At 52.4% G+C, this 15,065-nt stretch carries 11 protein-coding genes; 8 read left to right on the top strand and 3 right to left on the bottom strand.

The features are described from left to right. Nucleotides 1-6 precede the first annotated feature (6 nt). From FRIGORI9N_RS04375 to bktB, 8 genes are all read left to right on the top strand, one after another. Entirely contained in the window at nt 7-1,173 is a 1,167-nt protein-coding gene (locus FRIGORI9N_RS04375; protein WP_159568647.1) for an RluA family pseudouridine synthase, read from the top strand. Further along, nucleotides 1,142-1,975, top strand: a complete 834-nt coding sequence (locus FRIGORI9N_RS04370; RefSeq protein ID WP_201301404.1) for a polyphenol oxidase family protein — start codon at nt 1,142-1,144, stop codon at nt 1,973-1,975. Before FRIGORI9N_RS04375 ends, FRIGORI9N_RS04370 begins: the two co-directional genes overlap by 32 nt. Before the next feature lie 329 nt (nt 1,976-2,304). Continuing rightward, nucleotides 2,305-4,143: an alpha/beta hydrolase gene (locus tag FRIGORI9N_RS04365; RefSeq protein WP_236550799.1), complete on the top strand. Its 1,839-nt coding sequence runs from the start codon at nt 2,305-2,307 to the stop codon at nt 4,141-4,143. 21 nt (nt 4,144-4,164) lie between these two features. After that, on the top strand, nt 4,165-5,343 hold the full coding sequence (locus FRIGORI9N_RS04360) for an acetyl-CoA C-acetyltransferase (protein WP_159568646.1): 1,179 nt from the start codon (nt 4,165-4,167) through the stop codon (nt 5,341-5,343). A 47-nt stretch (nt 5,344-5,390) separates the two neighbouring features. Then, on the top strand, nt 5,391-6,134 hold the full coding sequence (gene phbB, locus FRIGORI9N_RS04355) for an acetoacetyl-CoA reductase (protein WP_159568645.1): 744 nt from the start codon (nt 5,391-5,393) through the stop codon (nt 6,132-6,134). Nucleotides 6,135-6,332: 198 nt separating this feature from the next. Then, the gene (gene phaR / locus FRIGORI9N_RS04350) at nt 6,333-6,950 is read left to right on the top strand and encodes a polyhydroxyalkanoate synthesis repressor PhaR (RefSeq protein WP_159568644.1); all 618 of its coding nucleotides are present in this window, start codon (nt 6,333-6,335) and stop codon (nt 6,948-6,950) included. A gap of 8 nt (nt 6,951-6,958) precedes the next feature. Next, nucleotides 6,959-8,320, top strand: a complete 1,362-nt coding sequence (gene rimO, locus FRIGORI9N_RS04345) for a 30S ribosomal protein S12 methylthiotransferase RimO (RefSeq protein WP_159568643.1) — start codon at nt 6,959-6,961, stop codon at nt 8,318-8,320. Between the two features lie 46 nt (nt 8,321-8,366). After that, a complete protein-coding gene (gene bktB, locus FRIGORI9N_RS04340) occupies nt 8,367-9,548 on the top strand; it encodes a beta-ketothiolase BktB (RefSeq protein WP_159568642.1) in 1,182 nt (393 codons plus the stop codon). A 61-nt stretch (nt 9,549-9,609) separates the two neighbouring features. Here bktB and serB read toward each other — a convergent pair whose 3' ends face one another. The 3 genes from serB to mfd form a co-directional block, all read right to left on the bottom strand. Beyond that, a complete protein-coding gene (serB, locus tag FRIGORI9N_RS04335; protein WP_159568641.1) occupies nt 9,610-10,482 on the bottom strand; it encodes a phosphoserine phosphatase SerB in 873 nt (290 codons plus the stop codon). Beyond that, nucleotides 10,479-11,432: a tetratricopeptide repeat protein gene (locus FRIGORI9N_RS04330; protein WP_159568640.1), complete on the bottom strand. Its 954-nt coding sequence runs from the start codon at nt 11,430-11,432 to the stop codon at nt 10,479-10,481. The genes serB and FRIGORI9N_RS04330 overlap by 4 nt, the downstream gene beginning before the upstream one ends. A gap of 93 nt (nt 11,433-11,525) precedes the next feature. Then, the gene (mfd, locus tag FRIGORI9N_RS04325; protein ID WP_159568639.1) at nt 11,526-14,990 is read right to left on the bottom strand and encodes a transcription-repair coupling factor; all 3,465 of its coding nucleotides are present in this window, start codon (nt 14,988-14,990) and stop codon (nt 11,526-11,528) included. Between the last annotated feature and the right edge of the window lie 75 nt (nt 14,991-15,065).

The raw sequence follows: 15,065 nt of genomic DNA, 5'->3' as shown, positions 1-15,065 counted from the left end.
TAATTTATGACCTCCCAAATTCACGACGACGCAGAAAGCGCGCAACCCGATCAACCTTTGCAAGCCCGGGTGCCTATGGAACTGGGTGGTTCTCGCTTGGACAAAGTGATTGCCGAGTTGTTCCCGCAGTATTCCCGTTCCCGCCTGCAGGGCTGGTTAAAAGAGGAGCGGGTGCTGGTCAATGGCGTGGCCGCAGCCAAAGGCAACCAGAAAGTACAAGGCATGGACCGCATCGCGCTTAGTCCAGGGGTTCTTGCCCACATGCAGGCATTGATACCTGAGGACATGGGCCTGGACATTGTGGCGCGCACCCAGGAATACACAGTGGTCAACAAGCAGGCGGGTTTGGTGGTTCACCCTGCGCCTGGGCACTGGACGGGTACCTTGATGAATGGTTTGTATCACCTTGACCCCGAATTGATCCACGTGCCCCGTGCGGGTATTGTTCACCGTCTGGATGCCGACACCACCGGCCTGATGGTGGTGGCTCGAACTCAGGAAACCCAGGTGAAGCTGGTCCAGATGCTGCAAGCCCGAATTGTAAAACGTGTGTACTTGGCCATGGTGTGGGGGCGCATTGCCAACTCGCTAACTGTGAACAACCCCTTGGGCCGCGACCCGCGCAACCGCTTGCGCATGGCTGTGGTTGATCATGGCAAGCCCGCAGTCACTCACTTTACCCCGGTAGCCTTCGGTGAACTGCTTGAGGTGCCTGTCACTTTGATGGTGTGTCGCCTTGAAACGGGGCGTACCCATCAAATTCGCGTGCATGCACAGCATGCAGGTTTTGCCTTGGTGGCCGATCCTGTTTATAAAATCAGGGGGGCTGGCAGTCATTCGGCGTTAAGGCTGTCGTCCATCGAGCTTCCAAATGGAGAAAAGTTTGAGCGCCAGGCCTTGCATGCCACGCATCTCAGCTTTCCCGACCCGGCTCATTTTCATGTGCAGGGCACTGATGAAGCTGCAGAAGATTGGGATGAAAGCCTTGGTAACCATGAATGGCCTGAATATGTGGCCAAGGCCCCAGAGGACTTGCGTTTGCTGGGAGAAATGGCTGGCATAGACTTTCACAGCGACGAGGTCGAAGAGGCTGTGCTTGAGGAAGCACACCAACACAAGGCCTCGGTGCTGGTGCGATTTGATGACGATGATGACCTCGAAGAAATCGAATAAATTCCTGCCATTGGCCGAAATCGGCCCAAACTGGTTGGGGGTGAAGGTGTGTGTAACGCAAACCGGATTCGGCGATCCTGCCTTTGACACTGGCCCTTATGGTTTCAATTTGGGTACACATGTTGGAGATGAACTGGACGATGTCGAAAACAGGCGCAGCGTTGTTCAGCAGGAAATGGGTGCCCCGGTTCTTTGGCTGAATCAGGTGCATGGGTGCGATGTATTTGATGCCGGTCTGTTAACCAATTCACATGGCCTTGGTGCCATGCCACCAAGTGCTGATGCCTCTACATGCGTCAACAGCAATGTTGCTTTGGCCATCATGACCGCAGATTGCCTGCCTGCTGTATTTGCCGCCTTTGATTATTCCGGCAAAGCCATCGGTGTTGCCGCAGCACATGCGGGCTGGCGGGGTTTGCATGCTGGCGTACTACAGGCCACAGCCAAAGCGCTGGGTAGCGCGTGCAATGTGCCGATGGGTCAGATCAAGGTTTGGTTGGGACCGGCAATTGGACCGGAGTCGTTCGAGGTGGGTTCTGAGGTATTGAATGCCTTTGTCCAGAAAATCACCACATCCTCAATGTGTTTCAAACCCGCTGGGTCTGACGGAAAATTTCTGGCGAATATCTATGGTCTGGCTCGTTGTGTGCTTGACGACTTGGGTGTAGGCAAAGTTCAGGCTGGCGATTGGGACACTGTCACTGATTTACGCTGGTTTTCTCATCGACGGGGGCAACAGCAGGGTGTTCCTTCTGGGCGTTTTGCGACACTAATTCGGCTTCTTCCTGAGCAAGTCGTTTAAGCCGCCTCGACTTTGTTCCCATCAAATAAGCCAGCACTGCGCAGGGCAACGCCCCGTAAAACAGAAAAGTGACAATGCCTGCCACGAAGTTTGTTTCAGTGGCTGCCATCAAGGTAACCACATACATCCAGCCAATAATTACGATGTACATCTTTTGTGAACTCTAGGGTGAAACGAATACACTGGAGATGGTGCATGAAATCGGGCTCATCAGCAAACAGTAAGGGTCAGAGGCATACAATTATTTGACAAGTCAAAATGTTGCGGTGCACAATATACAAAAGGCCGACGAGCCAAGGGAGCGTATTGCGCCCGCAAAGGAGAGGAAGGTGAACAAACAAATACCAGACTTTAACGAAGTCTTCGGTCAGCTATTGCCTGTTGCAGAACAAATGCAGCAGCAGATGCAGGCCCAGTTTCAGCAGGCCATGGGTGCCTTCGGGCAACTGGGGCCAATCCCGGGATTGCAAGCCTCAGTGCCGTTACAAAATGCAACCATGGGAGCCATTCAGCCATTCATGAATTCGATCATGGGTGCTTGCCAGGCTGCACTGACCCAAATCCCGGTGCATTCACTGGGGCAAATTCAAACTGAATACGCTGCCGAGTTGTCCGCATTGCTGGCTTCGGCGTTTTCCAATTTACCCAATCCCGAGTCCAAGGCCACACAGCCTGTATCTCTTGACACCTGGATTCAGGGTGACAAGCGCTTTGCTTCACCCGATTGGCACGACCACGGTGTGTATGAGTTCACTGCGGCCATGTATTCGCTGAACGCACGGTTCACGAAACGTATTGTTGAACTGGTGCCCGACAGCAGTCCTGAAAAACGCAAGGTTGAGTACGCCGTTGAGCAGTTTGTCGATGCACTGAGCCCTTCCAATTTCTTTGTTACCAATCCGGAAGCGCAGAAAAAATTGCTGGAGAGCAAAGGTGAAAGCCTGACACAGGCCATTCAAAACCTGATGGCAGACATGCAAAAAGGTCGCATTTCACAAACCGATGAAGATGCATTTGAAGTGGGTGTGAATGTAGCCACTACACCTGGTGACGTGGTGTTTGAGTGCGATTATTTTCAACTGCTGCAGTACAAGCCCACCACTGAAAAAGTGGGTAAACAGCCCATGTTGTTTGTGCCGCCGTGCATCAATAAATTTTACATTCTCGACCTTCAACCCGCCAATTCACTGGTTAACTTCGTGGTTAGCCAAGGCCACACTTTGTTTCTGGTGTCCTGGAAAAACCCCACCGAGGCTGAAGGGCATTTCAGTTGGGATGGCTATGTTGAAGATGGCGTAATCAAGGCCATTGATGTTGTCAAAACCATCACCAAACAACCCAAGCTGAACGTGCTTGGTTTTTGTGTGGGCGGCACGCTTTTGGCAACGGCTTTGTCGACATTGGCCAATCGCGAAGACGACAGTGTCAACAGTGTCACGTTTTTGACCACCTTGCTCGACTTCACCGACACTGGTGCCTTGGGTGTATTTGTGGACGAGGAGCAGGTCAAGGCGCGGGAAGAAAGCATTGGTCAGGGTGGGGTTATGCCCGGCAAAGATTTATCGAGTGCTTTTTCCTCGCTGCGCCCAAATGATTTGATCTGGAATTACGTGGTGAACAATTACCTGAAAGGTGAAAAGCCACCCGTGTTCGATTTGTTGTACTGGAACAGTGACAGCACCAATTTACCGGGCCCCATGTTTGCTTGGTACCTGCGGAATACTTACCTGGAAAACAAGGTGTGCCAGCCGGGCAAAGCCATGGTTTGTGGCATGCCGGTTGATTTGGGTTTGATCGATGTACCTGTTTACATTTTGGCAACTCGTGAAGACCACATTGTGCCCTGGCGAAGTGCCTTTCAAACTAGCCATTTGGTGAGCGGTGAATCCAGGTTTGTGCTGGGTGCCAGTGGCCACATTGCCGGTGTTATCAACCCGGCCAATAAAAACAAACGCAATTACTGGGTGTGTGAAGGTGAAATTCCAGATACCCCTGAGCAATGGTTCAAGCAAGCCAAAGAAGTGCCTGGCAGTTGGTGGAATGATTGGGCGCAGTGGCTTGAGTCCATGAAAGGCGGAGAAGTGAAAGCGCCAGCAAAACCCGGCAATACAAAATTCAAATCCATTGAGCCCGCACCTGGACGATACGTCAAACAGCGAGCCGTATAAAAACCTGTAAGGAGAGTTGACATGACTGAAGTGGTAATTGTTGCTGCGGGCAGAACCGCACTGGGCAAGTTTGGTGGATCACTTGCCAAAATTTCTGCGCCAGAGTTGGGGGCGCACGTGATCAAAGGTTTGCTTGAGAAAACGGGCGTGAAGGGTGAGCAGATTTCAGAAGTGATTCTGGGACAGGTGCTCACCGCTGGTTCGGGTCAAAATCCGGCCCGTCAGTCTGTCATCAAAGCGGGATTGCCGAACACTGTGCCTGCTCTGACAATTAACAAAGTCTGCGGTTCTGGCCTGAAGGCAGTGATGCTGGGCGCACAAGCGATTGCCTGCGGCGACGCTGAAATCGTGATTGCCGGTGGTCAGGAAAACATGAGTGCAGCGCCCCATGTGATGATGGGCAGCCGCGATGGTTTTCGCATGGGAGACGCCAAGCTGGTAGACAGCATGATCGTGGATGGCCTGTGGGACGTGTACAACCAGTACCACATGGGCATTACCGCTGAAAACGTGGCGGACAAGTATGGTATTCAACGTGCGGAGCAAGATGAGTTTGCGGTGAAAAGCCAGAACAAAGCTGAAGCTGCAATTAAGGCTGGCCAGTTCAAGGATGAAATTTTCCCGTTGAGCATTCCTCAGCGCAAAGGCGACCCCTTGGTGTTTGACACCGATGAGTTTCCACGCCTGGGCGCCACGCTGGACAACATGACCGCGTTAAAGCCCGCATTCAAGAAAGACGGCAGTGTGACTGCTGCTAACGCATCTGGTTTGAATGATGGTGCAGCCGCTGTGATGTTGATGAGTGCTGCGAAAGCGAAAGAACTGGGTTTGCCCGTGTTGGCGACCATTGCTGCCTATGCCAGTGCTGGCCTGGATCCGACCATTATGGGTATGGGGCCGGTCCCTGCTTCGAAGAAGTGCCTGGAAAAAGCAGGCTGGACTGCTGCTGAGCTGGACTTGATGGAAATCAACGAAGCTTTTGCGGCACAAGCGTGTGCCGTGAACAAGGAAATGGGTTGGGATACATCAAAGATCAACGTGAACGGCGGCGCCATTGCCTTGGGGCATCCAATTGGTGCGTCAGGTTGCCGTGTGCTGGTAAGCTTGATTCATGAAATGAACAAGCGCGATGCCAAGAAAGGTTTGGCCTCATTGTGTATCGGCGGTGGCATGGGCGTGGCTTTGGCTGTCTCCAGATAGTATTCGGATAAATTCAAATCAATACAAATAAAGAAGGGATGTGAATCATGAATGAACCAAAAGTAGCGTATGTGACAGGTGGTATGGGTGGTATTGGAACGGCCATTTGCAAGAAGCTGTGTGAGTCGGGTTACCGTGTGATCGCAGGCTGTGGCCCCAATTCACCCCGCAAGGAAAAATGGCTGGGTGAAATGCGCAGCGCAGGATACGAGGTGTATGCCAGCGAAGGCAATGTGGCCGATTGGGACAGCACCGTGACTGCTTTCGAGAAAGTACGTGCCGAGCACGGCACGGTTTCCATTCTCGTGAACAATGCCGGTATTACCCGCGATGGTACTTTTGTCAAAATGAGTCGCGACGATTGGTCTGCCGTGATCGACACCAACTTGAACTCGTTGTTTAACGTGACCAAACAGGTTATCAGTGGCATGGTTGAGCAGGGCTTTGGTCGTGTTATCAATATTTCGTCGGTGAATGGTCAGAAAGGGCAGTTTGGGCAGACCAACTACTCCACAGCCAAAGCGGGTTTGCGTGGTTTCACCATGGCGTTGGCTCAAGAAGTCGCATCCAAGGGTGTCACTGTGAACACGGTTTCTCCGGGCTACATCGGTACGGACATGGTTCGTGCCATTCGCCCTGATGTACTGGAAAAAATTGTGAATACCATTCCGGTAAAGCGTTTGGGTACACCTGAAGAAATTGCATCCATTTGCGCCTGGTTGGCCTCTGAGGACTCTGGTTTCTCGACAGGCGCTGACTTTTCGCTGAATGGTGGTTTGCACATGGGTTAATCCTTGGTGCATTTTCGGCAACCAAGTGCCAAAAAGGCGGTATGATGTTGCACTGCACGTTGAAAAAGCGTGCAGTGCTTTGTTTTTTGTAAGTGCTTGTTTGTGCAAGGTAGTTTGACAAATTGATGCACCTGCAACCAGACCGTTCACCCACGCAGGTGCGGCGGCGTATAACACCACAAGAAAGAGATGAGAGGCATGGCTGACGCAACACGACTGATCAAGAAGTATCCAAACCGACGCTTGTACGACACTCAAACCAGCAGTTACATCACCTTGGGCGATGTAAAGCTATTGGTGCTGGAAAACGAAGGATTTCAAGTCGTGGATGCGAAAAGCGGTGAAGATTTAACCCGTAGCATTTTGCTCCAGATCATTCTGGAAGAAGAAACTGCAGGCGTGCCAATTTTCACTTCTCCCATGCTGTCGCAAATCATTCGGTTTTACGGCAATGCCATGCAGGGCATTATGGGTACATTCCTTGAGAAAAACCTGCAAGCGTTCATGGACATTCAGAACAGCTTCCAGGATCAAGGAAAAAATGTGGCGGATGGCAGTCAGTTTGCAAACCCGGAATTGTGGTCACAATTCATGAGTGTTCAAACGCCTGTGATTCAAAGCATGATGAGCAATTACATTGAACAAAGCAAAAACATGTTTGTGCAAATGCAGGATCAGTTTCAAAACCAGACCCGCAGCATGTTCACAAACTTTGGATTCCCAAACCCGGGCGAGTTTCCCGGCATGAGCGGAATGCCAGGCGCGCCTGGTATGCCCGGTGCCACCAAAGCAAAGCCGGACCCTACCAAAAAGTAACACCGAATATGCAAGACGAAACCTTCTCTGCCAAGCGCCCACCGAGTGTGGGCTTTGTTTCTTTGGGTTGCCCAAAGGCCCTTGTGGATTCCGAGCGAATTCTGACCCAACTGAAAGTAGAGGGGTACAACGTATCTGCCTCCTATGAAGGGGCAGACCTGATCGTTGTCAATACCTGCGGTTTTATCGACAGTGCCGTGCAGGAAAGCCTGGACGCCATTGGTGAAGCCATTCATGCGAACGGCAAGGTAATTGTAACGGGTTGCCTGGGTGCCAAAAACGGCAACGAGGGCAAGGAACTGATTACCAACTTGCACCCCAAGGTGTTGGCTGTTACTGGCCCACATGCCACTGAAGAAGTGATGCAGGCGGTGCACATTCACCTGCCCAAACCACACGACCCGTTCATTGATTTGGTGCCCGACCATGGCGTGAAGTTAACGCCCAAGCACTATGCCTATTTGAAAATTTCAGAAGGCTGTAACCACCGTTGCACCTTCTGCATTATTCCAAGCATGCGTGGCGATCTCGTCTCCCGTCCAATCGGTGAAGTAATTCGTGAAGCAGAAAGCCTGAAAAAAGCCGGCGTGAAAGAATTGCTGGTGGTGAGCCAGGATACTTCGGCCTATGGCGTGGATTTGAAGTACCGCACTGACTTTGTGAATGGCCGCCCCGTAAAAACACAGTTTCAGCAACTGGCCGAAGAACTCGGCGAACTGGGCATTTGGGTGCGCATGCACTATGTGTACCCATACCCCCACGTGGACCGTGTGGTGCCGTTGATGGCGGAAGGTAAAATTTTGCCTTACCTGGACATTCCATTCCAGCACTCACATCCCGATGTGCTCAAACGCATGAAGCGCCCCGCCAGTGGCGAGCGCAACATTGAACGCATTCGTGCCTGGCGCGAAACCTGCCCCGACATTACACTGCGCAGCACATTTATCACTGGTTTCCCTGGTGAAACAGAAGATGAATTCAAGCACCTGCTCGATTTCATTGAAGAAGCGCAACTGGACCGTGTGGGCGTATTTGCCTACTCGCCAGTGGACGGTGCAGTGGCCAATGCGCTGGACAACCCGGTGCCAGAAGAAGTGAAAGAAGAGCGCCGCGCGCGTTTGATGGAACTGCAGGAAAAGATTTCACTGAGCCGCAATGAAGCCAAGTTGGGCAAAGTGATGCAAGTGTTGGTCGACGAAACCGACGAAGAGGGCATTGTGGCCCGCAGCAAAGCCGATGCCCCGGAAATTGATGGCAATGTGTTTGTACCCATGCCTGAAAACCCGGCCCAGAAGCCTAAGCCGGGCGATTTTATCAATGTGCTGATTGATGACTGTGATGAACACGACCTTTGGGGTCGAATTGCATAACAGAATCATTTAGCTGAATCGTTTAATAAAAAATAGGAGATGGAAAATGACACGTGAAGTGGTAGTAGTAGCCGGTGTACGCACCGCAGTGGGCGACTTTGGTGGAAGTTTGAAAGATTTTTCCCCAACGCAGTTGGGCGCCATGGTTGTGAAAGAAGTGGTTGCACGCGCAGGTGTAAGCGCCGACCAGGTGGGCCATGTTGTGTTTGGCCATGTGGTTAATTCCGAGCCCCGCGACATGTACTTGTCTCGCGTGGCTGCCATTGAAGGTGGTTTGGACAAAACAACGCCTGCACTTACTTTGAACCGCCTGTGCGGTTCTGGCTTGCAAGCCATTGTGACTGCGGCGCAAAGCATTATGTTGGGCGATGCCGATGTGGCCATTGGTGGCGGTGCTGAAAGCATGAGCAAAGCCCCGTACATTTTGCCTGCTGCCCGTTGGGGCGCACGCATGGGCGACATGAAGGGCATCGACATGATGGTGGGTGCACTGCACGACCCATTCCATGTGATCCACATGGGCGTAACCGCTGAGAACGTGGCCAAAGAATTCAATGTAAGCCGTGAAGACCAGGACGCCTTGGCGGTTGAAAGCCACAAGCGTGCAGCCAACGCAATTGCAAACGGTTATTTCAAAGACCAGATCTTGCCGATCGAAGTAAAAACCCGCAAAGGTCCTGTTGTGTTCGACACTGACGAACACGTTCGCGGCGACGCGACTGTTGAGGGCATGGGCAAACTGAAAACCGTGTTCCAGAAAGACGGCACAGTGACAGCTGGCAATGCTTCGGGTTTGAACGACGGTGCGGGTGCTGTGCTGTTGATGGAACGTGGCGCTGCCGAGAAGGCTGGCAAGAAGCCCATGGCCCGTTTGGTGGCCTACGCCAACACTGGCGTTGAACCAACCATTATGGGCATTGGCCCCGTGTCTGCAACCAAAAAAGCCTTGGCAAAAGCGGGCTTGAAAATTGAAGACATGGACGTCATTGAAGCCAACGAGGCTTTTGCTGCGCAGGCTTGTGCCGTAACCAAGGAATTGGGCATGGACCCGGCCAAGGTGAACCCCAATGGTTCAGGTATTTCAATTGGCCACCCCATTGGTGCCACAGGTGCAATTATTACCGTGAAAGCGTTGTACGAATTGCAGCGCATTCAGGGTCGTTATGCACTGGTGACCATGTGTATTGGTGGTGGTCAGGGTATTGCCGCGATTTTTGAGCGGATGTAATACTCAGCGGTATTGCCGCGTGATGAGGTTTGGGTGTTCTACCCAAACCTCTGTTCGCTGATCAGCTATTCGCCTCAAACCACTTGCAGATGCTATCCAACCCACCGTGGTTGATACAAAAGTCTGTTTTCTCCTGCACCACTGGCTTGGCATGAAACGCCACGCTGGCGCCGGCAATTTCCATCATTTTCAGATCGTTGGAACCATCGCCCACCACAATTGCGCGCGAGGGCTCGCAGCCCAACAGTGCGCAGGTTTCCAGCACGGTTTCACGTTTCACTTCTGCATCCACAATGGTGCCCAACACGCGGCCGGTCAAGTGTCCATCGACAATTTCGAGCGTATTTGATCGGGTGTAATCCAGCCCCAATACTTCCTTCATTTTGTCGGTGAAAAAGGTAAAACCACCACTGACCAACAGCGTTTTCCATTTGTTGGCTTTGGCATAGGCAATCAGCTCTTCTGCCCCTGGCGACAAGCGCAGGCGTTCTTCAAATACAGACTGCAGGCAGCTTTCCGGTACGCCTTTGAGCAAAGCCACCCGGCGGTTCAGGCTTTCGGAAAAATCTTTGATTTCACCCCGCATGGCGGCTTCGGTAATTTCAGACACTTCCTTTTTCTTGCCTGCAAAGTCTGCAATTTCATCGATGCATTCAATCGTGATCAGCGTACTGTCCATGTCCATGGCCAGCAATTTGAATTCATTGGCCTGAAACTCGGATTCCAGGATTGCAAAGTCGAACTGGTGCACACGGCTTAATGGCCGCATGGTGTCGGTAATGGCTGCTTTGGGCAGTGTGTAGGCCTCAGGAATTTCAATGCAGGCTTGTTGGTCTTGAACTTCAACGCCCAGTGTGGGCAGGCTGAGTGCATCAAGCGCGGTGTGCACCTGGGCGGTGGTCAATGTTTTGGAGGAAAAGAATAGTCGGCTCATGGTGTGCTCTCCGTGGGTTGCGCGGATTCTACCTTGTCGTTTGCGGAAATTTCACCGGCGGGCTCTTGAAGTTGTGCCAAGAGTTTGATTGAGGGTTCGTGACCCTGTTGCGCCGCAAGGTTTAACCATTGTAACCCCAAGGGCTTGTTGACTGGAAATCGGGTTCCCTCATAGAGCAGATTGCCTAGCAGGTGCATTGATTCAACCAATCCCTGTTGCGCTGCGGAATTCAACAATGCCAACACTGCCGGGTCTTCTGGTTGAAGGGGCACTTCATTTTTTAGTACAAGCTCGGCCAATTCATGACTGGCTTGAGGGTGATTCAGGCGCGCAGCACGACGCAACCAGAACATGCGGTCTTCGCCTTCAAACTTGCTCAGCCGGTAACGTGCGTTGGCGTCGTCTGCATTGGCCAATGTGTAAAGCAGGCGCTTTTTTTGTTCGCAGAATTCATTTTTGGGGCAGTAAACTTCTTCCTTGCCCTTGTCGAGTCGTTGCAGCGCATATTGGGTGCACGGCAAGTACACTTCAGCACAAGAATCCAGGTGTTGCTGGGCTTCAATTTTGCTGTGTCCGAATGGGCTTTCCAGGTGACTTTCCAGAACGGTTTGTGAGTACAGCAATTGCGACGGGTTGTGTTGGTCTCGGGATGCGCGGCGCAACCAACCCAGGCCTTCGGTCAGTTGTTTGCTCAGGTCTGGCTGGTTGGCATTGAATACATCAAGCAACAGCAATTGGCCCAAATAGTATTGGGCAGGCGTGTGGTTTTGCATGGCCGCTTTCCCCAGCCAAACGCGTGCAACCTTCAGGTCGCGTTCCACGACATCACCACGCAGGCGCATCAATCCGAGTGCAGTTTGCACTTCGGCATCGCCTGCTTCGGCCTTGGGCAACAAGGCCTTGTAGACTGCCAGGCCAGCGTCGCCTGAATCAGGGTTTTGTGCTTGCACCTTGCCTGAGATTAAAGCGCTCCCGAAAAGGAGAGCCGCGCCCAGCAGGCGAAACCAAGTGAATTGTGTGCCAGCGTTGTAGATCATGTGGGTTCAGGCCAGTTGTTTGATCAAACCTTTAAGAAACTGTACACGGTCGCTGACTTTCGGGAAACTGCGTGTAATTCTCAAACGCTCGGCGCCGGCCAGTTTCATGTCTTTTTCTTTTTGAATCATCAAAATGATTTTGCCTGCATCCACATTCGGTTGCGCATCAAATTGCACAACAGTTGCATCGGTGGAGCTGTCAATTTTCGCGATTCCCAGGGGTTTGGCCAAAATGCGCAGGCGGTGCGTTTCAAGCAGTGCTGTGGCAGCTTCAGGCAGTTTTCCAAAGCGGTCAATCAGTTCTTCCTGAACCTCTGAAATGAAGTCCATTTCTTCGGTACTGGCCAGGCGCTTGTACAGGGTCAGGCGTTCATGCACGTCGGGGCAGTAATCTTCAGGCAACAAAGCCGGCGTGTGCAGGTTGATTTCTACTGTGACGTTCAGTGGTGCAGTCAAGTCGGGTTCTTTGCCAGCGCGCAAACTACGCACAGCGTGGTTCAGCATGTCGGTGTACATTTGAAAGCCCACCTCGTGCACGTTGCCGCTTTGATTGGCACCCAATACCTCGCCAGCACCGCGAATTTCAAGGTCGTGCATGGCCAGATAAAAACCGCTGCCCAGGTCTTCCATCATGGTGATTGCTTCTAGACGACGTTCGGCGTTTTTGCTTAAGCCTTCTTCGTTGTTCACCATCATGTAGGCATAGGCTTGGTGGTGCGAACGGCCAACGCGGCCACGCAACTGGTGCAGTTGCGCCAGGCCGAATTTGTCGGCTCGGTGAATCACGATGGTGTTGGCTGTGGGTACATCAATGCCGGTTTCAATAATGGTGGTGCACAACAACAGGTTGAATCGCTGTTGATAAAAATCGCGCATCACGCGTTCAAGGTCACGCTCATTCATTTGCCCGTGCGCAATACCGATACGGGCTTCCGGCAGAATTTTTTCAAGCGCCTCACGGCGATTTTCAATGGTATCGACCTCATTGTGAAGGTAGTACACCTGCCCGCCACGTTTGAGTTCGCGTAGTACAGCCTCGCGAATTACGCTGTCAGTTTCACGGCGCACGAAGGTTTTAATCGACAGGCGGCGCTGCGGGGCAGTGGCGATTACGGAGAAATCCCGAATGCCTTCCATGCTCATGGCCAGTGTGCGTGGAATGGGTGTCGCGGTAAGCGTCAGTACATCCACTTCAGCACGCAGGTTTTTCAAGGCCTCTTTTTGGCGTACGCCAAAGCGGTGTTCTTCATCAATAATCACCAGCCCAAGGCGCGAGAACTCAACTTCTGAGCTGAGTACTTTGTGCGTGCCAATAATGATGTCGGCTTTGCCGGTATTGATCAATTCAACCGCATCGCGAATTTCTTTGGGTGATTTGAATCGGGACAGTTCGACTACTTTCACGGGCCAATCGGAGAAGCGATCGGAGAAGGTTTGGAAGTGTTGTTCGGCCAACAGCGTTGTGGGGGCCAGCAGCACCACTTGCTTGCCATCCATTACACTGACAAATGCAGCGCGCAATGCCACTTCGGTTTTGCCAAAGCCCACATCGCCACACACCAAACGGTCCATGGGGCGGGGCGAGGTCATGTCGGCGATTACCGCGCGAATGGCAGCGGCCTGGTCGGCTGTTTCTTCGAAGCCGAATTTTTCAACAAAGGCTTCGTAGTCGCCAACGCTTAGTTTGAATTCATGGCCCTTTCGCAAGGCGCGGCGAGCATACAGGTTCAACAATTCAGCTGCGGTGTCGCGCACCATTTTGGCAGCTTTCTTCTTGGCTTTTTCCCACTGGCCTGAACCCAGTGCATGCACGGGTGCATTTTCCGGGTCTGCACCGCTGTAGCGTGCGATCACGTGCAACTGGGCTACCGGCACAAACAGGTTCGAACCGTTGGCATATTCAAGATGAAGGAATTCAGATTCGCCTTCGCCAAGGTCCATGCTGATCAGGCCTTTGTACCGGCCAATACCATGTTGTTGGTGCACCACTGGGTCGCCGATTTTCAGTTCCGACAAATCACGAATCATTGATTCGACGTTGCTTTGCCGTTCTTGTTGTCTGCGTGCGCCGCGGCGGCGTGGGGAAAGCGAGAACAATTCTGCTTCAGTAACAAACGCAATTTGCGCTTCAAGCCCGCGGTGCACGCCAAAGCCTTGGTCCAGCACTGCTGTACACAGCACAAAGTGTTCGCCACTTTCCAGTGCACCTTGCAGTGTTTCGGTTTGGTGGGGTTTTAGCTTGTGTTCAAGGAAATACTGGTTCAGGGTTTCTCGACGACCATCGCTGGGGGCCACCATAATCACTTGTTTGTAGCTGCCAGCTCCAGTGCGTTCTATCAGGTTGCGGAATTTGAAAACAGGGTCATCTGCTTTTCGGTCAGCAGCCAGGTCGGGTAGCAGTGCGCCGCTGTATTCTGGCACCAAAGCATTTTTGGATGCCGACAAATTCACGCGCGCCGCATTTTCGAAACTGCTGAAAAACTCATTGGCATTCAGGTAAATTTCGGAAGGCCGCAGTATTGGGCGCTGTATGTCTTTCGACAAGAAGTCGAAGCGGCTTTGCGTGTCAGCCGCGAAGGTCTGAAGCGCTTGGTCTACATCGCCATGCTGAATAAACACCAGTTCTTTTTGAGGCAGGTAGTCGACCAGGCTGGCCGTGTTCTCAAAAAACAGAGGCAGGTAATATTCAATGCCAGCGCTGGCCACACCGGTGCCCATGTCGCGGTAAATGCCAACTTTCGAGGGGTCGCCTTCAAAGCGTTCTCGCCACTTGCTGCGAAACTGCGCGCGGCTTTGTTCATCCATCGGGTATTCGCGCCCGGGGAGCAGGCGCATTTCGCGAACCGGGTAAAGGCTGCGCTGGGTGTCTACATCAAATGTTTTGATCGATTCGATTTCATCATCAAACAAATCAATGCGAAATGGCAGGGCGGTGCCGGTGGCAAACAAATCGATAATGCCGCCGCGAATGCAATACTCGCCGGGGGTCATCACCTGCGACACATGGTTGTAGCCGGCGATCGTCAACTGCTCGCGCAGTTTTTTTTCATTCAGTTTGTCGCCTGTTTTGAAATAAAACGTACTGCCCGCCAGAAAAGAAGGCGGCGCCAGTTTTTGAATGGCGGTGCTGGCTGCGGTAATCAGTACGTCCAGATCGCCCCGCTGGGTTTGGTACAAAGTGGCCAGTCGTTCAGACACCAAATCCTGGTGGGCTGACAAACTGTCGTAGGGCAAGGTTTCCCAATCGGGCAGGTAATGCACCTTCAAGCCTGGAGCAAACAAGGCAATTTCTTCTTGCAGGCGGGTTGCATCGTGCGGGTTGGCGCAGGTGATCAGGCACAGCTTGCCCTGTTCTTGGGCCTGTGAACACAATTGGGCCAACAAAAATGCATCGGCGCTGCCGGGTGGGTGCGCCAAGCTGAGCCTGTGGCCGCCGGTTAACTGAAAAGAAGAAGTAAAATATGACAGCATAAGGTTTGCCCGCTTGGATACTGCAACCTTGCTGGTTTTCCAGTGGGCGTCAAGTTCGGGTTTTGGGTCGATGAA

It is taken from the genome of Limnobacter sp. 130 (assembly GCF_902506325.1).
Taxonomy (GTDB): Bacteria; Pseudomonadota; Gammaproteobacteria; order Burkholderiales; family Burkholderiaceae_B; genus Limnobacter.
This window is presented reverse-complemented; position numbering and strand designations above follow the sequence as displayed.

Excerpts from the sequence above, each read along its gene's own strand:
- mfd (WP_159568639.1), bottom strand. The coding sequence starts at position 14,990 with ATGCTGTCATATTTTACTTCTTCTTTTCAGTTAACCGGCGGCCACAGG.
- phbB (WP_159568645.1), top strand. The coding sequence starts at position 5,391 with ATGAATGAACCAAAAGTAGCGTATGTGACAGGTGGTATGGGTGGTATT.
- FRIGORI9N_RS04370 (WP_201301404.1), top strand. The coding sequence starts at position 1,142 with ATGACGATGATGACCTCGAAGAAATCGAATAAATTCCTGCCATTGGCC.
- FRIGORI9N_RS04360 (WP_159568646.1), top strand. The coding sequence starts at position 4,165 with ATGACTGAAGTGGTAATTGTTGCTGCGGGCAGAACCGCACTGGGCAAG.
- rimO (WP_159568643.1), top strand. The coding sequence starts at position 6,959 with ATGCAAGACGAAACCTTCTCTGCCAAGCGCCCACCGAGTGTGGGCTTT.
- serB (WP_159568641.1), bottom strand. The coding sequence starts at position 10,482 with ATGAGCCGACTATTCTTTTCCTCCAAAACATTGACCACCGCCCAGGTG.
- phaR (WP_159568644.1), top strand. The coding sequence starts at position 6,333 with ATGGCTGACGCAACACGACTGATCAAGAAGTATCCAAACCGACGCTTG.
- FRIGORI9N_RS04375 (WP_159568647.1), top strand. The coding sequence starts at position 7 with ATGACCTCCCAAATTCACGACGACGCAGAAAGCGCGCAACCCGATCAA.
- bktB (WP_159568642.1), top strand. The coding sequence starts at position 8,367 with ATGACACGTGAAGTGGTAGTAGTAGCCGGTGTACGCACCGCAGTGGGC.